This is a genomic window from Sorangiineae bacterium MSr11954 (assembly GCA_037157815.1).
Lineage (GTDB): Bacteria > Myxococcota_A > Polyangia > Polyangiales > Polyangiaceae > Pendulispora > Pendulispora albinea.
The window spans coordinates 1,974,749-1,996,799 of sequence record CP089984.1; the positions used below are offsets into that span (position 1 = coordinate 1,974,749).

The 22,051-nt window shown below is 68.0% G+C and carries 14 protein-coding genes; 7 read left to right on the plus strand and 7 right to left on the minus strand.

All coding sequences use genetic code 11. From position 1 onward, the window contains the following. Positions 1-250 precede the first annotated feature (250 nt). Positions 251-1,720 carry a sigma 54-interacting transcriptional regulator gene (locus tag LZC94_08135; protein ID WXB17237.1) on the plus strand — a complete coding sequence of 490 codons (1,470 nt, stop codon included), beginning with the start codon at positions 251-253 and terminating at the stop codon, positions 1,718-1,720. Between the two features lie 207 nt (positions 1,721-1,927). Beyond that, positions 1,928-2,920, plus strand: a complete 993-nt coding sequence (locus LZC94_08140; protein WXB17238.1) for a hypothetical protein — start codon at positions 1,928-1,930, stop codon at positions 2,918-2,920. Positions 2,921-3,021: 101 nt separating this feature from the next. On the opposite strand, the gene LZC94_08145 is transcribed toward LZC94_08140, so the two are convergent. Continuing rightward, on the minus strand, positions 3,022-3,534 hold the full coding sequence (locus LZC94_08145; GenBank protein WXB17239.1) for a hotdog fold thioesterase: 513 nt from the start codon (positions 3,532-3,534) through the stop codon (positions 3,022-3,024). 281 nt (positions 3,535-3,815) lie between these two features. On the opposite strand from LZC94_08145, the gene LZC94_08150 reads away from it, so the two are divergent. Continuing rightward, a complete protein-coding gene (locus LZC94_08150) occupies positions 3,816-7,208 on the plus strand; it encodes a protein kinase (GenBank protein WXB17240.1) in 3,393 nt (1,130 codons plus the stop codon). A 185-nt stretch (positions 7,209-7,393) separates the two neighbouring features. Then, positions 7,394-10,441 (plus strand): protein kinase, encoded by a 3,048-nt coding sequence (locus LZC94_08155; protein ID WXB17241.1) that lies wholly within the window; start codon positions 7,394-7,396, stop codon positions 10,439-10,441. Here LZC94_08155 and LZC94_08160 read toward each other — a convergent pair. The 6 genes from LZC94_08160 to LZC94_08185 all read right to left on the minus strand — a co-directional run bounded on the left by LZC94_08160 (position 10,347) and on the right by LZC94_08185 (position 18,158). Next, complete coding sequence (locus LZC94_08160; protein WXB17242.1) at positions 10,347-11,762, minus strand: sigma-54-dependent Fis family transcriptional regulator; 1,416 nt, start codon at positions 11,760-11,762, stop codon at positions 10,347-10,349. The genes LZC94_08155 and LZC94_08160 overlap by 95 nt on opposite strands. Positions 11,763-11,782: 20 nt before the next feature. Further along, positions 11,783-12,445 carry a formylglycine-generating enzyme family protein gene (locus tag LZC94_08165; protein ID WXB17243.1) on the minus strand — a complete coding sequence of 221 codons (663 nt, stop codon included), beginning with the start codon at positions 12,443-12,445 and terminating at the stop codon, positions 11,783-11,785. A 187-nt stretch (positions 12,446-12,632) separates the two neighbouring features. Continuing rightward, positions 12,633-13,628 (minus strand): hypothetical protein, encoded by a 996-nt coding sequence (locus LZC94_08170; GenBank protein WXB17244.1) that lies wholly within the window; start codon positions 13,626-13,628, stop codon positions 12,633-12,635. Next, positions 13,618-15,087, minus strand: coding sequence for a serine/threonine protein kinase (locus LZC94_08175; protein ID WXB17245.1), 1,470 nt, complete (start codon positions 15,085-15,087; stop codon positions 13,618-13,620). The genes LZC94_08170 and LZC94_08175 overlap by 11 nt, the downstream gene beginning before the upstream one ends. A gap of 25 nt (positions 15,088-15,112) precedes the next feature. Further along, positions 15,113-16,804 carry an HAD-IG family 5'-nucleotidase gene (locus tag LZC94_08180; protein WXB17246.1) on the minus strand — a complete coding sequence of 564 codons (1,692 nt, stop codon included), beginning with the start codon at positions 16,802-16,804 and terminating at the stop codon, positions 15,113-15,115. 25 nt (positions 16,805-16,829) lie between these two features. After that, entirely contained in the window at positions 16,830-18,158 is a 1,329-nt protein-coding gene (locus tag LZC94_08185) for a radical SAM protein (GenBank protein ID WXB17247.1), read from the minus strand. A gap of 219 nt (positions 18,159-18,377) precedes the next feature. On the opposite strand from LZC94_08185, the gene LZC94_08190 reads away from it, so the two are divergent. The 3 genes from LZC94_08190 to LZC94_08200 all read left to right on the plus strand — a co-directional run bounded on the left by LZC94_08190 (position 18,378) and on the right by LZC94_08200 (position 21,974). Continuing rightward, positions 18,378-19,103, plus strand: a complete 726-nt coding sequence (locus LZC94_08190) for a glutamine amidotransferase (GenBank protein WXB17248.1) — start codon at positions 18,378-18,380, stop codon at positions 19,101-19,103. A 547-nt stretch (positions 19,104-19,650) separates the two neighbouring features. Then, on the plus strand, positions 19,651-20,790 hold the full coding sequence (locus LZC94_08195; protein ID WXB17249.1) for a hypothetical protein: 1,140 nt from the start codon (positions 19,651-19,653) through the stop codon (positions 20,788-20,790). Then, positions 20,790-21,974 carry a hypothetical protein gene (locus tag LZC94_08200; protein WXB17250.1) on the plus strand — a complete coding sequence of 395 codons (1,185 nt, stop codon included), beginning with the start codon at positions 20,790-20,792 and terminating at the stop codon, positions 21,972-21,974. Before LZC94_08195 ends, LZC94_08200 begins: the two co-directional genes overlap by 1 nt. Positions 21,975-22,051 lie beyond the last annotated feature (77 nt).

Genomic DNA, 22,051 nt, shown 5'->3' on the forward strand with positions numbered 1-22,051 from the left:
CGACGATCCCATGGCAAGGGCGAGCATAATGAATGTGACTTTCACTATCGCTGCCAGTTACCCGTGACCGGAACCAGGCGTCAACGAGAAACGGTGACTGCTTTTGCGGAGTCCAATCCGGCTCCAACGTTCCGTCGTTTCCGCGCGCGCGTGGAGTTACATGGTCTCGAAGCCTCGCGCCAGTGGGCTTTGGCCGATCGCATCCACGTTCGGGCGCGCTCCCGCTCTATGGTAATTTGGTCCCCATCGAATGGGGCAGCGGACCAAAGATCCCTCGAGCGAGGGGCCGACGGACTTGGTGGAGGCGCCGCCCCACGTCGATGGCTTTCGCTTGCTGGTGCTCTTGCCGGCCGCAGGCGGCGCGGGTTCCGGCGCGGGCGCAGGCACGAACGAAGGAGCCGGCGGCGCCTTCGAGGTGGCCTTGCCCGAAACGGGCACCTTGCTCGTCGGCCGCGGTGAGGAGTGCGCGGTTCAAATCGCCGATGCGTCCGTATCGCGAAGGCACGCCGAGCTCACCTGCGCCGCCGGCTCGTTTCGGATCCGCGATTGCGAGAGCCGGAACGGTATTTTCGTGCGCGGCCGCCGCCTCGATCCCGCCGCGTCGGTGGAGATAGGTCCCGGCGAGGCCATCGAGCTCGGGCGGATCACCGTGCTCCTTCAGCGCCGCTCGGCGCAGGCGTCGCAGCGCTCGCCCAAGGTGACGCTCCCGCCGGATGACGCGGGCCCCCAAAGCGCCGTCCTCGGCGGGGCGTACGTGGTGTGCGATCCGGCCATGGTGCGCCTTCACGAGCTGGTGAAGCGCATCGCCGTACGCGACATCAACGTGCTGCTCCTCGGGGAGACCGGCGTCGGCAAAGAGATCGTCGCCGAGGCCGTTCATCGCGCCTCCCGCCGGGCGGACGGACCTTTGGTGCGGGTCAATTGCGCGCAGTACAATCCGCAGCTCCTCGAGAGCGAGCTCTTTGGGCACGAGCAAGGTGCCTTTACGGGGGCCACCAAGTCCAAGCCCGGCGTGTTCGAGGCCGCGCAAGGAGGGACGCTCTTCCTCGACGAGATCGGCGAGCTGCCATTGAGCGCCCAGGTCAAGCTCCTGCGGGTCATCGAGGAGAGGCGCATCCGCCGGGTGGGGGGCACCGAGAGCCGCGAGCTCGATATCCGCTTGGTGACCGCCACCCACCGCGATTTGAAGGCCGAAAGCCAGAGCGCACAGTTCCGCCGCGATCTGTATTTTCGTTTGAGCGGCGTGACCATTCCCATTCCACCTTTGCGCGAGCGAATCACCGAAATCGTGCCCTTGGCCAAGCTCTTTGCCAGCCGCTTTTCGGCCCCCGATCCCGCGCCGGAGCTCTCGGACGAGGCCCGCGATGCGCTCGTGCGCCACCCGTGGCCCGGCAATGTGCGCGAGCTCCGCAATGTGGTGGAGCAAGCGGTGGCCTTGTCCGACGGCATCATCCACCTCGAGCACCTCCGGCTCGAGGCCCCGGGCGATCCCATGCCCCTGTCCGCGCCGCTGCCCGTTCACGCGCCCGGCGTGGCCGGGGCCGGGACCCCGCTCCGCGGGCAGATGCAGTCCCTCGAGCGGCAGCGGATCGTCGATGCGCTCGAGCGCGCCCATGGCAATCAATCGCGTGCGGCCGAGTCGCTCGGGATGCCGCGGCGAACGTTGGTGGACAAGCTGCGAAGGTACAATATTCCGCGTCCGCGCAGCGGCGGGGATTGAGCAGGACTTGCTCGAACGAGGCGATGGATTGAGCGAGGATTGCTCGCCACTCGCACGTCGAAGCGGTTTTTTGCGATGTTTCGATGTCCGCGATGGGCGGCGCTCGTCTTGCACCGCTGCCGCACCATGAACGCTATCGATGACACGCGATATTCCGCCCCCTCGCGACGCGGGGGAGGCGCGTGCGCACTCTTGGTCCTCTTTTCCATGGCCGTTGGCTGCGCCAGCGAAGCCCCTGCGCCCTCCGACGGACCCGAATCCAATCCGCTCACCGCCGAGGGTCGCGCCGCCGATCCGGCCCGCAAACCCCTCGTGCTCGGAATGTACAACAACACCTCCCTCGCGCCCGCCGCCGAAGGCCCGACGGCGAGCAATTACCGGCAAGTCGCCAATCGCCATTTCGTGGGCGAGAAGATGAAGGTCCACCGGGTGTTCAATAGCTACGACCGCTTTCCCGAGTGTTACGCGGGTTGCTCGTCCAAGAGCGCGGGGGCCGAGGATCCCGCGAACGGCAATGTCTCGTTCTTGAGCGTAAAGCCCTCGAACGACGACGTCCAAGGCGTGATCGCCGGCACCTACGACGGCGCCATTCGAAGGCTCGCGGCCAGCATGCCCGATGGCTCTTATTTGACGATGTACCACGAGCCGGAGGACGATATGGACGGCGCGACCTTCGTCCGCATGTTCCGCCGCTTCTACTCGGTGGCCAAGCAGGCGAACCCCCGCGTGTGGATTGGCTATGTGGCCATGGATTACCAATGGCGGGACGGCGCCCCCAAGACCAAGAACCCCGACGACTGGTGGATCGGCGACGCCTACACGGACTTTCTCGGCATCGACGCCTATATCCGCGATTGGAAGCCCAAGGTGGCCCTCTCGGAGCAGGCCGACTTCCAGCGCTGGTACCGGTGGGCCCTGCCCAAGGGAAAGCCCATCGTCATTGCCGAGTACAGCATCGTGCTCTCCTCGCAAATACCGGATTCACTGCGCGCCAGCTTGATCCGAAAAAGCCTCGATTACGTGTGGTCGCAGCCGCAGATCCGCATGGTGCTCTGGTGGAACCAAGTCGGTAATTCGGAGGGAGCCTTTCAGCTCAGCCCGACCCCCTCGGCGCCCGCGGGCTCGCCGCGCGCGCTCGAGGCGTGGAATGAAAAGGTCACGCAGTATGGCTCCACCCACACCAGCATGTTCGACTGGTGATCGAACCGAGCGCGCTCGGCCGGCGAGCCTCGCCAGAGAGGGCCGCGCGCGCTCGGCCGACCGAGCCTCGCCGCGTTGGCGCGCGCGGCGCCGTATGCCACTTACAGGCTGACGTCGGGGATCCGCTCGCTCAGGACACACGTGAATCGCGCGGTGCAGATTCGGTTGCCGTCGTGGTCCGAAACCACGATTTCGTAGCTGGCCGTGTTGCGGCCCGTGTGCAGCGGTTTGCAGACGCCCGTGACCCACCCGTCGACGGCCGCGCGGTGGTGCGTGCAGGAGAGCTCCAGCCCGAGCACCACCCGATTCGGCGCGGCATACAAGGTGGCGGCGATGGTGCCGAGCGTCTCCGCGAGCACCGCGTTGGCGCCGCCATGAAGGAGCCCGTGCGGCTGCCGATTCCCGTTGACGGGCATCTTGGCGACGATCCGATTGGGATCCCATTCGACGATCTTCACCCCAATCTTTTCCATGAGCTGCTCATCGGCGTACTCCGGGGCCGCGCCCGCACGGTCCGCAAAATCGTGAAGCGTACGAATCGGTTGGTCGAGTGTGTAGCTTGGCGTCATACGCGGAACCCGCATCAAATCCGGTGCCAGATGATGATTCATCATCGAGGAGCATCCTCTTGCGCGTGGGTGTCCTGATCGCATGTGTGCAGAGGCCTGATGGCATGTGTGCGGGAGGCCTGATCGCATGTGTGCAGGTGCGCTAACGGGGTTTTGCGTATGGTCATAAACGGCCGATGTTGTATCTGCGACACCCAAAAAGCGCGGTACACTTGGTACAGCGGGCCGGTACGGCGGTTGGTACGGTACGATCGGCGCCTGAAGCACGAATCGGACTGGAATTGCGGCCTAGTGCTGTCATGGTCCAACGTGCACGGTCTTGGGTCATGAGCAGGCGCGACGAACAACAGCGACATCGCCCCCACGGGGGTCCCGAGCTGCTCGAATCTCCGGCCCTACCCAGCGGGCCCGCCGCGCACACGGACACCGAACGCGTGCAGCCCGAACGCGCCCAGCTTCGCTCGCAGGTTCGCGCGGCCGAGCGCATTTTTCGCGGTGAGAGCACCTTCTCGGCCGACGATTTGGTGGCCTTTCGATACCGGATCATCCGCCTGATCGCCAAAGGGGGAATGGGCGAGGTCTACGAGGCCGAAGATCTCGAGCTGGGCGAGCGCATCGCCCTCAAGATGGTGCGCCGCGAGCGGGCCGAGAAGCTGCACGTGTTCGAGCAGTTGAAACGGGAAATTTACGTGGCCCGCAAGGTGACGCACCCCAACGTGTGCCGCATCTTCGACGTGGGCTTTCACCTGGTGGCGCGCGGGTGGGACGGGCGCGAGAAGCGAACGCCGTTCTTCACCATGGAGCTTTTGCAAGGCGAGACCTTGGCCGCCCGCTTGAAGCGCACGGGGCCGCTCGATCCCGCGGAGGCGATCCCGTACATCCACCAGATGATCGGCGCGCTCGGCGCCGCCCATGCCGCGGGGATCGTGCACCGCGATTTCAAGAGCGCGAACGTGTTCCTCGAGAGCTACCCGGCGCCCGTGGGAACGAGCGCGGGGCAGGGGATCCGCTCGCGCGTGGTGGTGACCGATTTCGGGCTGGCCAAGCTCACCGTGCGAAGCAACAGCCCCGAGTTTCTGCGAAGTGGAACGGGCCGCCTGCAGGGCACACCCGCGTACATGGCGCCGGAGCAGATCGAAGGAGGCCCCGTCTCGCCCGCCACCGACATCTATGCGCTGGGCGTGGTGATGTACGAGATGCTCACGGGCAAGCGCCCGTTCCCGGGCGACGCCTCGCTGGGCGCCGCGATCTTGCGCATCGGTCAAACCCCGCCCCGTCCGCGCTCCCTCCGTCCGGAGCTCGATCGCGCCTTGGAGGCGGCCGTCTTGCGCTGTCTCTCGCGCGATCCGGCGGGCCGGTTCGCGAGCGTGCAGGAGCTCGCGCTCGCCTTGCCGGGGCGCGAGCGCGATCGACGCAGGTGGCGGCAGCTCGCGGGGCCCGTGCTCGCCGGCACGACCATCGCGCTCTTGGCCGTGAATGGATTTCTCGGACAGGACGTGCTGCGCCTGCACGCGCCGTCCGAGGTGAAAGAGCAGGCCCCGAGCCCGAGCGACGTGCCGCGGCGGCGATCGATCGCCATCCTCGGCTTCACCAACTTGTCGAAGCGGCCGGAGTCGAACTGGGTCGCGACGGCGCTCTCCGAGGTGCTGGCCACGGAGCTCGCCGCGGGGGCGGCCGGCGAGAGCCTGCGCGTGAGCCCGCCTGGCGCCGTGGCGCGCATGAAGACGGATCTGGCGCTGGACGGCCCCGAGACGGCGGGCATCGATGCGCTCGGTCGCGTTCGCAAGTACCTGGGGTGCGATCTGGTGGTCACCGGCTCGTACGTGGCGGCCACCGAGAACGGGGCGAGCTGGCGCGTTCAAGCGCGCGTGCAGGTGGCGAGCACCGGGCAGGTGGTGGCCTCGGCGACGGAGAGCGGTCGCGCCGATCAAATGTCGGAGCTGTTCGCCGGCGTCGGGCGCCAGCTGCGCGCGCACCTCGGGGTGGACCCCGTGGCCATGGCCGACGAGGGGCGCGTGCGGCGCTCGCTCCCGCGCAAGCCGGAGGCCGCGCGCCGCTACGCCGAAGGGCTCTCCGAGCTGCGCAACCTGAACGCGGTGGTCGCGCGCGAGCGGTTCGAGCAGGCGATCGCCCTCGAGCCCGATCATGCGCTCTCGCACGCGCAGCTGGCCGAGGCCTTTCGGCAGCTGGGATATGGAAGGCGCGCGATGGAGGAGGCGAAGAAGGCGTACGAGCTCTCCGACCACCTCCCGCGCGAGGAGACGTTGCTGGTCGAGGGGCGCTACCGCGACGCGGCGTTCGAGTGGGACAAATCGGTGGAGGTTTACCGCACCCTGTTCGAGTTCTTCCCGAACAATGTCGAATACGGGCTGGCGCTGGCGCGCGCGCAGCAAAACTCCGGCAGGCCCGAAGATGCGTTTGCCACCATTGCCAAGTTGCGCGAGCTGGCCAATCCAAATGGCGCCGATCTGGGCATCGACGAAGCGGAGGCCGCGATGGCCACCAGCGTCTCCGATTTTCCGCGCGCGGAGGCCGCCATGGCGCGGGCGGCCATGGTGGCGGAGATGCGGGGCGCCTGGTACAGCGCCGCCGGGAACAAGCAAACCCTGGCCGACATCTTCGCCGCCCAGGGCAAGAGCGAGCGCGCCCGCGAGGCCCGTCGCGACGCCATCGCCCTCTACGAGCGCGCCGGCGATCGCGTGAGCCGCGCCGACGCCGTGTTCGCGTCCGCCCGCGAGCGCGAGGACGACGGCGACTTCGACGCGGCGCTCCGCATCTACCGCGAGGTGAGGGACGAGCAGCGCGGCTCGGGCGATACGCGCACCCAGGCGCTGGCCGCCTTCTTCGAGTTTCGCGTCCTCTGGAAGCAAGGCCGGCTCCGCGAGGCGCGCCGCGCGGCCGAGCAGTACGTCTCCATCGCGCGCGATACGGGGGCGCCCGATCTGGCCCAGCGGCTCGTGTACGTGGCCGACGCTCTGGTCAAATCGGGCGATCTCGACGGCGCGTCCGCGCAGGTGGAGATGGCGCTCGAGGCCGCGCGCGCGGTGCACAATCAGGAGGTGGCCGCGCTCGTCCTCGACATTCGCGCGGACATCCTGCGCGAGCGCGGCGATCCGGCGGCCGCGATGCAGGTGCGAAAAAGCGCGCTGGAGCTCGCGCGCCGGGTGGGCAGCCGCCGCGCCATCCGCTGGCTCGAGTTTACGACGGCGGCGCTCGTCTTCGATATGGGCACCCCGGAGGCCGCCGAGCGCGCAGCCTCGGAGCAGATCGCGAGCGCCATGCGCACGAACAGCAGCTTGCTGCTCGCCCGCGCGCAGTACCTGAGGGCCAACGCGCTGTTCGAGCTCGGGGATCGGGAGCGCGCCAAGGAGGCGGTCGACCGCGCCAAGGACGTGACCGCCGGCGACCAGCGCATGGATCTGACCTTGAGAGCGCGCATCCTCGACGCGCGTTTGCGCACCGCCCTATCACCCTGCGACGCGCGCGCCGCGATCGAGCGGCTGGAGGCGATCGCCGCCCAGGCCCAGAGCTTGGGGTACTTCACGATGGAGCTCGAGGCGCGGCTGGCGGCCGGGGAGATCGAATTGCAGTTCGGCGGTACGGCGGAAGCGCGCGCGCGGCTGCTGGCGCTCGAACGCGACGCGCATGCCAAGGGCTATGCGTTCCTGGCGCGGCGCGCGGCCAACGCTCGAAAGAAAGGCCGGATCGAGGGGATGTGAGGGCGGTCCCCACGGGACGGGATCCGGGTGGTCGGTGCCGGCGGTTGGCGCGATCGGTCGCATCGTTGGCGCGGGTTGTCGGGGAAGTACACCGGCCGCGGTTATCTTCTTCATGACTGCAATGGCGCCATCCTGGTAGCATTCGCGTCGCGTGGCTCTTTCCGAGGGTCGTGGGATTGACTGACATGAGGGAGTGCATCGAGCACGACGAATGTCCGTTGGATGCGACCGCCGATGTGTCGCGCGCCGATTCCGCCTCGTCGTTCGATTCGAGCGGTCCGAAGCCTTCGGGCAGCTCGAGCAACTCGTCCAATTCGAGCAACTCGACGTTTTCGACCGACGAGCTCATCGCGTTCCGATATCGCATTATCCGGCTCATCGCCAAAGGCGGAATGGGGGAGGTCTACGAGGCCGAAGATCTGGAGCTGCGCGAGAGCATCGCCCTCAAGGTGGTACGCCGCGAGCGCGCGGAGGACGGGCGCGCGTTCGAGCACCTGAAGCGGGAAATCTTCCTTGCGCGCAAGGTGACCCACCCCAACGTCTGCCGCATCTTCGACGTGGGGTTCCACGTGAAGCGGCGCGCCCGTCGCTTTCGTGGGCTGGCCCCGGCGCGGATCCCCTTCATCACCATGGAGCTGCTCGAGGGCGAGACCCTGGCCGAACGACTGCGGCGCACGGGGCCGATGGAGCCCGACGAAGCGCTCCCCTACATCCGCCAGATGATCGACGCGCTCAGCGCGGCGCACGCGGTGGGGATCGTGCACCGCGATTTCAAGAGCGCCAACGTGTTCCTCGAGGAGGGGCCCGCGCGGCTCGACGATCCGAGCGTGTGCCGCGCGCGCGCCGGTGTGCGCGCGGTGGTGACCGACTTCGGCCTGGCCAAGCGCGCCCCCGATCCGGACAGCGCCTTTCAGCCGACGGGCACCGATCGCCTGATGGGCACCCCGGGCTACATGGCCCCGGAGCAAATCCAGGGGCACCCCATCTCGCCGGCCACGGACATCTACGCGCTGGGCGTGGTGATGTACGAAATGCTGGCCGGCGCGCGCCCCTTCGCCAAGGATGCCTCGCTCGGCGCCGCCCTGGCGCGCATCGAGCGGCCGCCGCCCCGCCTCCGCGACGTGCGGCCGCTCCTCGACCCGTATATCGAAGGGATCGTGGCGCGCTGCATGGCGCGCGCGCCCTCGGATCGCTTCCCGAGCGCGCTGGCGCTGCACGCGGCCCTCTTCGGCCACCGGCGCGAGACGCTCGGCGGCCGCGCGCCGGGCCCGCGGCAAAGGCGGGTGCTCGCGTTCTCGGCCGTGGCCTTGGTGGCCGGGAGCACGGTGTTCGCGCACCATCTCACGAGCGCGCCCTCTCCGCTTCTTTCGGCCGCCCGGGTGGCGGCCGCATCGAAGTCGAACGCGGCCGACGTCCGCGCCGCGCTTTTGCCGCGCACGGCCAAGGTGGATCCGCCCGAGACCCTGGGGGAGCCTGCGATCCCCGCGAAGCGGCGCGGATCCACGTGGCTCGTGACGGCGCTCACGGAGCTGCGCGCGCGCTTGGGGCTCGAGTCGTCCTCCAGCCGCGACGAAGCGCGCGCGCTCCCGCTCGAAGAGGGAAAAAAGGCCTACGAGCTCTCCAAGGAGCTGCCGCTCTCGCGCGAGGAGAGGCTCCTCTCCGAAGGGTTGTACCGCGAAGTGTTGGGCGAGTGGGATCGGGCGACCGAGGTGTACCGCACCTTGTTCGAGTTCTTTCCCAGCCGGGTCGAGTACGGCCTCGCGCTGGCGCGCGCGCAGATGAACGCGGGCGAACGCGACGAGGTGTTCGCCACCATGGCCAAGCTGCGCGAGGCGCCGAACCTCTCCGGCGCCAACTTGGACATGGACGAGGTGGAGGCGGAGCTCGCGCTCGACGCGGGCGACTATCCCAGGGCGGAGATGATGGCCTCCCGAGCGGCCTCGCTCGCCGAGGCACGCGGGGCATGGCAGCGCGCCGCCGAGGACAGGCGCACCGAGTGGAGGGCGCTGCTCGAGCAAGGCAAGAGCGAGCCCGCGCGCGATCGATGGCGCGATGCCATCGTGCTCTTCGAACGCGCCGGCGACCGAGCCAGCCGCGCCGCTGCGCGATGTCTGATGGCCAAGGATCGGCTCGACCAGGGCGACTTCGACACGGCGGTGCGCCTCATCGAGGAGACGGAGCGCGATTACCACGAGCTCGGCGACAAGCGCTCCGAGGCGCAAACGGCCATGTACCGCGCCCAGGCGCGCTGGCGCGAAGGGCGCTTTCGCGACGCCGCCGTCCTGCTCGAGCACTGGACGGATCTCGTGCGCGCCATGGGCGGCCCCGGCCACCGGGAGACGCGCGAGATGCGCCAGGCCCGCGAGCGAGGCTCCATCGCCATGGCCGGCGCGCTGATTCGCTCCGGCGATCGGGCCGGCGCCCACGCGCGGCTCTCGGCCGTGATGGACGCGGGTCGCACCTTGGATCCGGACCTGGCCGCCGAGGCCATGGGCGAGCGCGCCGCCTTGCTCCGCGCCCAAGGCGATGGCGAGGGCGCGGCGCGATGGGTGAACACCGCGCTGGACTCCGTCCGAAGGGCGGCGGCTCCCGCTGCGTCGTGGGCCTCCTCGGCCGCGTCCGCGTCGGCCTCCTCGGTGCTCTTTGGTTTGCGCCTGCGGGCGGCCGAGCTCTTGCTCGACCAGGGCCAGGCGGCCGAGGCCGAGCGCGCGGTATCGGATCTGCTCGCCGCGTCTCCGCATCTGCCGGAGGGAGGCTCCGCGCGCGCCCATGTCCTGCGGGCGCGCGCGCTGGTGGACTCGGGCGACACCGTGCGCGCCCGCGCGGCGCTGGAGCGCTCGTACGACGTCCCGGGCGCCCATGTCGAGGCCGATACCGTGCTCGCCCAGCGGATCGTGTCCGCGCGCTTGCTCGCGGCCGAAACGCCGCGCGCGGTGGATCGCGCGCTCCAGGCGCTCGATGGCGTCACGGCGACGGCGCGCGGCCTGAGCTTCGTGACGATGGAGCTCGACGCGCGCCTCGTCGCCGGGGAGCTCGCGCTGGCCGCGGGGCGCACGGCCGATGGCGCCGCGCGGCTCCGCGAGCTCGCGCGCGACGCCCGCGGCCTGGGCTACGAGCTGTGGGCCAAGCGCGCCGCCGCTAGCGCCGGAATTTCTCGGGCTGGATCCCGTAGCGCTCCAGCAAGCGGTGCACTTGCGCGCGGGACGTCGCGAGGGCCTCGGCCACGCGGCTGATGTTCCCTTTGTGCTCGCCCAAGAGCGTGATGAGCTCCTCGCGCTTCTCGTCCTTGGCGGGATCGAAGGGCGCGGAAGGTGACGCGTTGAGCTCCTTCGAGACCACCAGCTCCGCGCGAAGCGCCTCCGGCAGGTGCTCCGGCTCGATGCGCTCGTGCGCCAGCGCGGCGGCGGTGGTCACGCAGCGTTCGAGCTCGCGAATGTTGTGCGGCCATCGATACGTGAAGAATGCACGCACCACGTCGGGGCTCAGCTTCATGCGCGAGCCCTCGGGGAGCGAGCGGCGCAGGAGCGACGGCAGCACCAGCCCGATGTCCTCGCGGCGCGCCCGCAGCGGCGGAACGCGCAAGTGGAAGCCGGCGAGCCGGGCGTAAAGGTCCTCGCGAAAGGCGCCTCTCTCCGCCAGCTCGGCCAAGTTGCCGTGGGTGGCCGAGACCAAGCGAAAGTCGACGGCCACCGGGCGGGTCGAGCCCACCGGCACCACCTCGCGCTCCTGGAGCACGCGCAAGAACGCCGTCTGCGAGGCCAGCGGCAGCTCCGCGATCTCGTCCAAAAAAAGCGTGCCCCCGTGCGCGCTCCGCACATGGCCCGCGCGATCCTCGGTGGCCCCCGAGAACGCGCCCTTGCGGTGACCGAACAACTCCGCCTCGAGGAGCGTCCGCGGCAGCGCGCCGCAGTTGACGGCGACGAGCGGCCCCGCGCGGCCCGACAAATGATGGTAGCCGCGCGCGATCAGCTCCTTGCCGGTGCCGGTCTCGCCCTCGAGCAGCACCGGCACGGGCGTGCGCGCCACCTTGGCCAGCTTGCCGAGCTCGCGCTCGAACGATGGCAGCAACGTGGAGAGACCCTCGGGCGGCGCGATGGCGGGGGCGCTCGGCAGCTCGCCCGGGTGCGCCTCGTCCTCGGTCTGCGCGATCTCCTCGCGGTAAAAGAAGAACGTGTGTCCGATCTCGAACAAATCGCCGTCGTTCAGCCATGCGCGGCGCGCGGCCGCACCATTGACGAGCACGCCGTTCTTGGAGTTTTCGTCTTCGAGCACCCAGCGCTCGCCGGCGCGGAGCATCCGCGCGTGCTCGCGGGAGACCTGCCCATCCGGGACGCGCACCGCCAAGGTGCGCCGGCCCTCGGTGAGCTCGCGATCCGCGGCAAAGGCAACGCCGCGGCCGATCAGCACCTCATCCAAATCATCGAGCCGAAAACGGTAGGCTCCATCGAACGGCCGATCGCATTGAACGGCCAGCACCAGGTAAAACCCCTTGGGAGGAATGCCGAGCGCGATGGCTTCGGGACGTCGCGACAGGGTCTCATCGTACGAAGACATTCGTCTTCCATCCTAAATCATTAAGGCGAACAACACCGGATTCCTACGCCCTCCGCCGATGCAGTTCGTTTGCGTCGTCCGTTCTTGTTGCATGCGAGCGCGGCAGGCTCGGGCGACTTGAACCACCCGCCGCGCGTCAAACAATCCGAATCAACAGCAGAGCTTTCGCATGAGTCTTCCCACTCGAGAACATTGCCGGTCATGTCGTAGAGCGACGCAAAGGGCGAGGCGGGCGGGTGGCAGCGCGTGGACTGGGCCACATTGACCACGCTGGCATCCGCCCTGCCGGTGCCATCGCCGTTGCATGCCTTCTCGTCGAAGCCCGCGCCGTAGGTGTATGCATAACGTCCGTTCGACGAACACGCGAAGTACCACTGATCGGTAGGTTGGGCAAAGTTGGAATAAGGCGAGGAACCACCGCCCACCGCCCCGCAAAGTCGCTTATTTGCCCATCGGCAAAATGCGTACGCATCGCACCAATCGACCCCTCGAACGGGATCGTTGGGATCGCCGTCGGCGGGCTTGGGGTAGCCGGATGCGACCTGAAAGTCGGTATTCCAGCTGCAAACATCGGCCGGCTGCTCGGCCATCCGCGGGTTCGCGGTCACGGCTTGCAGAAAAGGGACGTATTGCGCGTTGGTGACCTCTGTGGTGTCAATGCAAAAATCGCCTACGCGCGCCATGATCGGGCCCCGCCCCGCAGGGCATGCGCCGGCGTCATGGTTCGGGGGTGCGCCGTCTGCGCTCGCGTCGCTGCACGTTAGGCAATCGACCATTGTGACATCGTCCAGGCCAATCAGCTTGGAGCAGGCTGCGCTCGCGAGGAGCGCGACGCATGCGATGCACGGGACCCACGCGGTGAATCGTCGTTTAGAAGGAGCCAAAAACACCGGCATGATCGTGGGCAACGAAGGGACGCACCGCGGCGGTCGCACGCGGGCTCGGGGCGCGGCCCTTTTCGATGAAGTAGAAGATACCCGAGACGAGCGCGAGGGCGCCGCCGGTGATGAAGGTGGCCGTGGAGATGGTGGCGAAGGTTCGTGAGCTATCGAGCGCGTCTTTCGCGGCCGGAAGGCATCGATCGCCCTCGCAGTGCGAGGAGGCCTCCGACTTGCGGGCGATGGCGAGGCCGCCCGTGATGCCCCCGGCCACCATGTATGCCCCCGCGCCAATGAACCCCACCCAAACGAGCGAGCTCACCCGGTGGGGCGGCGCGGGGTCGTTGTGCGGTTGCGCTGGGGGTGGAGCCAAGCTCCCGGGCGCGCGCGCGTCGATGGCGATGGGGACATCCTTCGTCTCGTTCTCGGCGACGCTGACGCGCAGCTCCACGCGGCGTCCATCGCGTTGCGCCGTGACCACGTGCTCGCCGGGATCGACTTTGGTGGCGACGCCGATGAGCGCGGGGGAGAGCTCCGTGCCGTCGATGGCAACGGTGTAACCGGCGCCGCGCGGCAAGATGCGCAAGGAGGCGAGCCGGGGGGCGAGCGACTCGGTGAGCTCTCGCGCATCGTCGCGCGCGGCGCGGTAAACGGGGGGATCATCGGGCGATTCTTTCATGCGCGCCACCCGCCAGAGGACATCGCGCGCTTCGACGATCTTTCCAAGGGCAACCAAGGTGCGGCCGACCTCGAGGCCGGTGGTGGGCACGTTCATGATGGCATGCGCGCGACGAAATGCGTCGAGCGCGCCCGTGGTATCGCCCTTGGCTTGCAAGGCGTAGCCGTCGTGCATCAGCTGGCGAGCCGTCTCCCGTTCCATAGGGGACTGCGCCAGGGCAGGGGTGGTCGCGAGGAGCGAAGCAACGAGACCGAGACGGCATGCAAGCGCGCGCGCCGCGCGGGTTCCACCACGTTGCCTAAAAGCCAAGGTCCCGCTCCCGCTCCTTGTCGTTCTTCGTGGCGCTCTTCTTCTCGGAGCTCGCCGTGTTCGCGTGGTTCGCCGTGTTCGAGTGGCTCGCCGTGTTCGCGTGGCTCGCCGTGTTCGCGTGGTTCGCCGTGTTCGCGTGGTTCGCCGTGTTCGCGTGGTTCGCCGTGGTCGGCTTTTTCGTCGGGATGGGCTTTTTGTCCGCGCCATCTTCGTGCGCCAAGACGCCGGCAGGCGAAGCCTCCGGCGGCGATCCGTGCGCCGCGGTATCGGATGAAACCACCGTCTGCGGTTCGCTCGCGCGCAGGGCCGCCGCGGACGAAACCGCCACGGACGAAACCGCCGTTCGCGGCGGCCGAAGGATCATCGCCGCCGCCGCGCCCCCCGCGAGCAAGGTCGCGGCAAGCGCCGCCGCCATGTGCCTTCCTCGAAGCGAGCCGCGATCCGCGCGCCGCTCTGCATCGGAGTCCGAGGGCGCCAACGCCTCCGCCAGCCGGTCGCGCCGCTCGCCAGCGAGCTCTGGGAGCTCCGACGCCAAAAACGCCGCCACATCGGCCTCGCTCGCGATCTCCGAGGCGCCATCTCGCCCGAGGACCGCCTCGATGGCCCGCTGCATCTCCTCGGCGGTGGCAAACCGGTCCTCCGGATAGGGCGCCAGCGATCGGCATAGAATCTCGTCGATGCCCGCATCGCCCTCGAACGATGGCGGCGCCGTGGCCGACAGGATCTTGGCGAGGATCGCCTCCGAATCGTGGCCCGTAAACGGCAGCTCCCCGACGAGCAGCTCGTAGAGACAGACCCCCGCACCCCAGATGTCGCATCGCCGATCGAGCGGGGTGCGGCGGTGAATCTGCTCGGGCGCCAGGTAGTTCGTCTTTCCACGAATGAACCCCAAGGTCGTCGTCTCGGGGCTCGTTCGATCGCGTGCGGTGGCGATCCCGAAGTCGATCAGCTTCACCGCCCCGCTCGACGTCACGAGCACGTTGTTCGGCGATACGTCGCGGTGCACCACGTGGAGATCCTCGCCGTGCTCGTCGGTGAGCTCGTGCGCCGCGTGCAGGCCCTTGCACATATCGGCCACGATGCGGAGGGCGATGGGCGCCGGAAGCGGCTCGCCCGTGGCGCGTTGGTAGGCCCGGCGCACCCGCCCCAGCGCATCGCCGTCGATCCACTCCATCACCAGAAAGAGCGTGCCGTCCTCCTCGCCCAGGTCCAGGGTCGCCGCCACGTTGGAGTGGAAGATCCGCTGCGCGATGCGCGCCTCGTCCAGAAACCACCGCTCGAACAGGGCATCGTCCGCCAGCGACGCCTTGATCGTCTTCAGCGCGACCAGCTTCCCGGTGCCCCGCGATCCGTGCGCGCGCGCCAGCCACACCGACGCCATGCCTCCTTCGCCGACGGGCGCCAAGAGCTCGTAGCGCCCGAGCCGCCTTCCACGCCGGAGAACGCGAGAGCGCGCCAAACGCGACGGCGTAGGCGGCATGGCATTACGCGCCCTGCTCGTGCGCCATCACGTCGCGCGCGCCGCGGTAGTGCTGTTGCGGCGAGTAGGCCAAGAGGTTCGACACGCGCGAGGTGTACACGCACGCGTACTCTTCGACCTGCGCCCCGAAGCTGGACTCTTCGCTCGCCTCCTTCAGCAGCGAGCCCCAGAAGGGATGAAAGCGCGAGTCGATCCTTCGCTCGAGCGCCAAGAGCTCCGCCTCCACCGTCCGGAGCCGCCCGCGCACCCGCTCCACCGAGCGCTTCACCCTCCCGCGCTCCGCCTCCAGCTCGGCCACCCGCGCGCCGTTGGTCTTGGCGTCGCCGTTCTTGCCCTCGCCGTGCTCGATGGCGCGCGCCAGCTCTTTGTAGCGCGCCTGGTAGAAGCGCAGATCGTCCTCTAGGTGCTCGCGCGCGTCCTCCAGGTTCATGGATTGATCGAAGTCGTCGGCGCACGCTTGGTGCGCGGCCACCTCGGTCTCGAGCTCCTGGATGATCATCGCCGTGCGCCACACGCTCTCCTTCTTGGAGCGGAGGATGTCGCCGTAGATGTGATCGCCCACGTACAGCACTTGATCGCCGCTCACCCCCAGCGCGCGCTCGAAGTCGTGCAGGTTGCCGCCCTCGTAGACCTTGCCGCGCTCGAGCGGAAAGGTGGCGGGGCGCACGTGGCCCTCGCCGTCGGAGAAGACGCGCTCGAGCAACGGCCGCCGCTCCTGGAAGAACGCCGGCTTGGTGGCGGCCACCACCACGATATCGAAATAGTTCCTCCACGAGGGATACTCGAGCATCGCGCCGCCGAGCAGGTACGTCATCATCTTCTCGGTGTACGACCAGCGCGAGTTGGTCAGCAAAAAGAGCTTCTTGCCGGCGCTCCGCAGCTTGTGCAGGGTGAGCGCCAGATCGGGATCGCGCCGCACGAAGCGCGGGAGATCGCTCACCACCGCGTCGAGGATCGTTCCATCGCGGTGCGCCTCGTCGATGCACTCGCGGATATCGGTGAACAGCTTGGCGTAGTCCACCGCCTGCCCGCGCTTCTCCAGCGCATCGACCAGGGCCGCGTAGAGCGACACCTCGCTCAGCGCATAGAGCGTATCGATCCAGTGGTAGCGCGGGGTGGCCGGGCGGAGCTTCTTGGCGTGGTAGAGGGCCCGCAGCTCGTCCTTCGTGAGCTGGCGGAAGCCGTGGTAGCCCTTCGACACGTGCTTGTAGCGGTCCATCTTGAGGATGTGCCCGAAGCGCTTGTCGATCAAAAGACCGCGCACCGCGAAGTCGACCTCCTGCGGCGCGTCCACGATGAAGTGCGGGTAGCCGCGGCGGACCAGCTTGTCGACGGTGGCGTCGATCGAGAGCCGATCCATCTGCGGCTGATCGTAGATCGCCAGGGTGTAGTCCATATCGAACCCCACCCAGGTGATGCCGCTCATGCGCAGATCGCGGTTGGCGAAGACGCGCCGCGTGCGGGCGATGCCGGGGGACGAGGGGCGCGCGAGAAAATCGTCCAGCGGGAGCACGAGCTGCTCCGCCAAGTTTTCGGGGGTGCTCGTTCGCGCCGTGCGCGCCAAGCTGCTGCCCGCGGGGTCCGATTTGTCTGCGGGAGGTACCCCGCTCGCGGCGGCCGACTTGGTTGCCGAAGGCGCGCCGCCCGCGGCGCCCGAGATAACAGGGATGCTTGTGGAAAGACGCGCTTCAGTCACGCTGTTTTTCTCTCACGGTCCCGTCTCAAGAGATGGTGCCCCACGCCGAAGGATTCTTCTTCAAAAAATGCCACGTTTTCAGGTTTGCGACGAGGTACGCCGCGTGTTCCCGGCGGTTTCTGCGCGGCAGGGCCAGCATGCGCTTGGCGATGGCCGGCAGTCCGTAGAAGTGTTTGTAGGTGCGGTCGAAACCGCTTCGCAGGGTGGCCGCGTCCATCCCCGTGGGCTGGACCAGCAGCGAGCCATAGTCGTAGCGCCCCCAGTCCTCGTTCAGGATGCGTCCTGCCTGGCGCATCTCTTCATGATACGCCGTGCCGGGGTAAGGCGCCGGCGTGAAGAATTTCACGAGCGAGACTTTCTGATCGACCAGGAATTTCAGGGTTTCGTCGAATACACCCGCCCGCTGTCCATCCATTCCGAACATCATCAGAGCGATGACCTGGATGCCGTGCTCCCGCAGGGCGGCCAGATCCTCCGCATAACGCGGCGCGCGGTTGAAGCGCTTTTTGAGCGAGTCGAGCACCGGCTCTTCGTTCGATTCGAGCCCGATGGAGAGCGCCACGCAGCCCGAGCGCGCCGCCAGATCGAGCAGCTCGCGGTCGCGCGCGATCTCGATGGTGCACTGGCTGGTCCACTTGATCTTCTCCGGGATGAGCCGCGCAAAGAGCTCCTTGGCGGCGTCGACGTCGGCGATGGGGTTGTCGTCGAGAAAGAGCAGGTTCCGCCCGCCCAGCGCCTTGATGTGCCGCACGTTGTCGATGACCGCATCGATGTTTCGCGTGCGGTAGCTGCGCTTGTAGAACGCTTGCACAGCGCAGTAGTTGCAAGGGTGCGGGCAGCCTCGGCTGAAGACCAGCGGCCAGTGGAAGTACAGGCGGTAAAAGGGGCTGGTCTTCCACTTGTCCCAGCGAATGAGCTGGAGATCGCGGTAGTCGATGTTCTGGTAAATGTCGGGGTGCGGGGCCTCGGCGATGGTGCGGTCGTCGTGCTTGGGGCGCGCGAGCGTCTTGCCCATGCGCACGAACTCCCCCGCGCGGTAGACCCCTGCGCTCCTGCCGGCCGCCAGATCCGCGAGCGCGCGCGCGAACACGGTCTCCGCTTCACCCACCACGATGGCATCGGCGTGGGCCAAGGAGCGCTCGTGCGGCGCCAGCGAAACCCAGGGGCCGCCGAGCACGACTTTTTTGCCGCGCGCTCGAAACGCGTCCGCCAAGTCGTAGGCGCGGGCAATCTGGGGCCCCATGGCCCCGATAGCGACCACATCCGCAGGATGGTCCAGGTCGACGTCGGCCATCAGCTCATCGACGATGTCGACCTTCCAATCCCGCGGCGCGAGGGCCTTGAGCGTGGGCATGGTGAGACCGCTCGTCCAGTAACGCGTGGTCTTGACCAGCCTCCCGTCAGCCAAATAGTGCGAAGGTGAAACCAAATAAAGGTGTGGCATAAAACGGGCGATCTCAGGAAAGCTTGAACGAGACGAGCGAGACAGAGTCAAATCGGCGGAGCGGCACCGAAGAGACCCGCATATTTGCACTGGACCGCAAAGGTAGTCAGACTCTAAACGACTTCCACCGTGTCCAGCGCGAGAATCATCGTCCTTCGAACCGGCGACGCCATTCCATCCGTCGCCGAAAAATGCGGTCAGTTCTTCGACTACATCACCAGGACCGTAGGTGATACGTGGTCTTACGGGTGGGAGTTGGTCGACGTTCGCCTGCCCGATGTGGATCTGCCGGACCCCAGAAGCGCCACCGGTTTCATCATCACCGGCTCGCCCAGCAGCGTCACCGAGCGCGCTCCGTGGATGCTTCGCACGGAAGAATACGTGCGCCGCATCGCGGCCGCCGAGGTTCCGCTGCTCGGCATTTGCTTCGGACATCAGCTCATAGGGCAAGCGCTGGGCGGCGAGGTGGCAAAGAACCCGCGCGGCCGCGAGATTGGGACCGTTCGCCTCGAGGTGAGCGAGGGCGATCCAATCCTCGAAGGCCAGCCGCGCGTGTTCGACGTTCAAGCGACGCACTCCGATTCGGTGGTGCGCTTGCCGCCCGGCGCGCGTGTGCTTGCATCGACCGAGCTGGAGCCGAACACCATTTTTTCGGTCGGTCCATATGTGCGCGGGGTTCAGCATCACCCCGAAATGGACGACGTCGTGATCCGTGGATACGTGGAAGCGCGCTACGCGATCATCGAGAGCGAAGGCCTCGACGCAGGTGCCATCTTGCGCAACGTACGGCCTACACCCGAGAACGGTCGCACGCTCCGAAACTTCGTTCGGAACTTCTGCGTCGCGCGCGTATAGCGGGTGCGCGCGGCCGAGCGGGAGAGAACGAAGGCGTGCGGTCGGTTGCGTCGCGCGCGTGGAGCGGGCGTGCGGGGGCGAGCGGGAGAGAACGAAGGCGTGCGGTCGGTTGCGTCGCGCGCGTGAGAGCGGGCGTGCGGGGGCGAGCGGGAGAGAACGAAGGCGTGCGGTCGGTTGCGTCGTGCGCGTGCGGGGGCGAGTGGGAGAGAACGAAGGCGTGCGGTCGGTCTGCGTCGCGCGCGTGGAGCGGGCGTGCGGGGGCGAGCGGGAGAGAACGAAGGCGTGCGGTCGGTTGCGTCGCGGGCGTGCGGGGGCGAGTGGGAGAGAATGAAGGCGTGCGGTCGGTTGCGTCGTGCGCGTGGAGCGGGGGCGTGTGCGGTCGGGCGCCGCGAGGTGACGTATAAGGAATGATCGCGCCGCTTCTGGCGCTGTTTGACGGACACGTTTTGGGGCTCGTTTGGACGAGTGGGATGCTATGGTCCCGCGCATGTTTACGTCGGCTGTGGGTCAGCGGACGTCACGACGCGCCACGGTTACACGTAGCATCGTGGCGGGTTGCTCCCTGGTGCTCTCGATTTTGGCGGCCTGTTCGCTCTCCGTTTCCCCGGGTGAGTACGCGCAAGGCGATAGCGATGCTTCGTCCCGCGTTCCACCCCCGTCCGTGCCGCCGGGCGGCGCGCGGGTTCTGCTTCTCGGCGGGCAACGCGATCCGTACTTTGCCGAGGAGAGCGGCTCGTACCTCTTCGTTCGGGAGACGGTGCAAGGCCTGGTGCAGGCGGACGGGACGATCAATGGCTTCTACGCCGACCGCGCCCCGCCGCTCTCCGTGAACCGCTATGCGCAGCTGCTGCTCCAGGACGGCAAGATCATGACGTCTGGCAACAGCCCGGTCGAAGGGTTGAAGGTCGCCTTTGCGCCCATCGACCCCTCGAGCGGCGCGCTCACCGCGGATTGGTCGGTGCTCAAGCCCGATGGATCGGTCCCCGAGTCCTCGTCGAACCTGCTCGTGCGCCCCTCGCTGCTCGTATCCATGGGCGGAACGGAGTCGGTCGCCCTGGAGGACGGCGGCAAGACGCCGGTGTGGACCGGCAAGGTCTTCACCACGCCCGTCGACATGAACGGCCGCACCATCGGCCGCCCGGCGGTGCGCGACGGCATCACCTTGTCGAAGGCGCGCGGGCAGTCGCAGTTGTTCGTTCACAAAGATTTTCTCCTGGCCGTCGGCGGACGCGACGACACCGGCTACCTGGGCGATGTCGACGTCTTCCGCATCGGCGAAGGCGGCACCTTGGGCCCCTCGAAGGCGGCCAGCGCCCTGCCCATCGCCCCCCGCGTTCCCGAGGTCGCGATCGGCTCGGGCAGGATCTTCGTTCTGGGCGGCGTGCTCGACGATCACCCCACCGAGAAAGTGCACTTCGCCACCTTCGGCGACGACGGCACCATCGGCCCGTGGACCGAGGGACCGGCGCTGCCCAGGAAGCTCGCGCTCGGGGCCGGGCTCTTCTACAAGGACAAGATTTATTACTTCGGCGGCATCCAGGAGACCTCCGGGGAAGGCGGCGCGCGCCTTCAGACCGTCGACACCATCTTTGCGCTGGACGTCCCTGCGGGCGGGCCCTCGGGCACATGGCGTGAGGTCGGCAAGCTTCCAAGCCCGCGCGGCGGACTCGCGGCGGTGATTTTCTGATGGCGCACACGAAAGCTCTCCGGTTCAAGCTCCCCCTCGGTCTGTCGGCGCTGGCCAGCGCGATCGGGCTCGCGGCGTTCACCGCCCACTGCTCGCTCACCGCCTCGCCGGGCGACTACACGAGCGGCCTTCGCGCGCCCCCCGAGGTGCCGGCGGGCCAAGCTCGCCGCGTGGTGGTCATCGCGGGCGAGCGCGACAGGCTCGATCCGGGCGAGCTCACGACCATCGCCACCTCGGACGTTTGGGTGGCAAACCTCGACGGCTACGGCTCCATCACCGGTTGGACGGCCGCGCCTTCGGCCCCCTTCACCGGGTACGCGCGTCAGGCGGTGGTTCAGGGCGGCAACGTGTACGTGATCGCCAAGCCGCAGGTGGTGGGCGAGATCGACAACAAGCCCCGGCTGCAGCAGCGCGGCGTCGCGTGGATCGCCGCCACGGATCAAGGCCTGGGGCCCGCGTGGACGGGCACGGCGGTCGACATCCCCACGTACCGCGATCAAGGCCTCGTGCTCTTGCCGGGCGGGCTGCTCACCCTCGGCGGAACGAACCTCTTCGTCGCCGATGCATCGTTCGTCAGCTCGTATTACCCCGACGTGGGGTTCATGCCCTTCGACGAGTCCGCGAAGACCTTCGGCAAACGCGCCACGGTGCAGAAGCTCCCGAAGGGGCGCTCCGGCATCGTACCCGTCGTGTACAAAAAGTTCCTCTACGCCGTGGGCGGCGTGTCCGACGACGCGCTCTCGGGCAGCCCCTCCGTGGAGGTCGCGACCATCGGCAATGGCCTCGAGCCCTTCGCGGCCACCACGGCCATGCAGGATCCGGCCACGCAAAAGCCGCGCAACGTCAAAGACTTCACGGCATGCGCAGGCGAGGGGACGCTCTACGTCATCGGCGGTGAGAGCATCGGCACGTCGGATGCGGTCATGACGGCGCGCATCGATGAGAACAACGGCCAGCTCTCCAATTGGCAAGGCACCGCAACCCTGCCGGGCGGGCGCGCGGACGCGGGTTGCTTCATCGCCCGGGGACGTCTCTATGTCCTGGGTGGACGTGGGAAAACGGGCCGTCTTGCCGAGGTTCTCTCCGCGAAGATTTTGCCGGATGGAACGCTCGAGCCCTGGGATTCCAAGCCCCACGAGCCGCTTCCTGCACCCCGTTCCCAGATTGCAGTAGCAACGTACTAGGGCGCACCCGACCACGGTGTGCGTGAGGGTCCGCGTCGAGGTGCGCTCGCACGCGCCGGCAGGTGCAGCGGCGTGGC

Excerpts from the sequence above, each read along its gene's own strand:
- LZC94_08135 (WXB17237.1), top strand. The coding sequence starts at position 251 with ATGGGGCAGCGGACCAAAGATCCCTCGAGCGAGGGGCCGACGGACTTG.
- LZC94_08140 (WXB17238.1), top strand. The coding sequence starts at position 1,928 with ATGGCCGTTGGCTGCGCCAGCGAAGCCCCTGCGCCCTCCGACGGACCC.
- LZC94_08145 (WXB17239.1), bottom strand. The coding sequence starts at position 3,534 with ATGATGAATCATCATCTGGCACCGGATTTGATGCGGGTTCCGCGTATG.
- LZC94_08150 (WXB17240.1), top strand. The coding sequence starts at position 3,816 with ATGAGCAGGCGCGACGAACAACAGCGACATCGCCCCCACGGGGGTCCC.
- LZC94_08155 (WXB17241.1), top strand. The coding sequence starts at position 7,394 with ATGAGGGAGTGCATCGAGCACGACGAATGTCCGTTGGATGCGACCGCC.
- LZC94_08160 (WXB17242.1), bottom strand. The coding sequence starts at position 11,762 with ATGTCTTCGTACGATGAGACCCTGTCGCGACGTCCCGAAGCCATCGCG.
- LZC94_08165 (WXB17243.1), bottom strand. The coding sequence starts at position 12,445 with ATGGCGCGCGTAGGCGATTTTTGCATTGACACCACAGAGGTCACCAAC.
- LZC94_08185 (WXB17247.1), bottom strand. The coding sequence starts at position 18,158 with ATGCCCACGCTCAAGGCCCTCGCGCCGCGGGATTGGAAGGTCGACATC.
- LZC94_08200 (WXB17250.1), top strand. The coding sequence starts at position 20,790 with ATGGCGCACACGAAAGCTCTCCGGTTCAAGCTCCCCCTCGGTCTGTCG.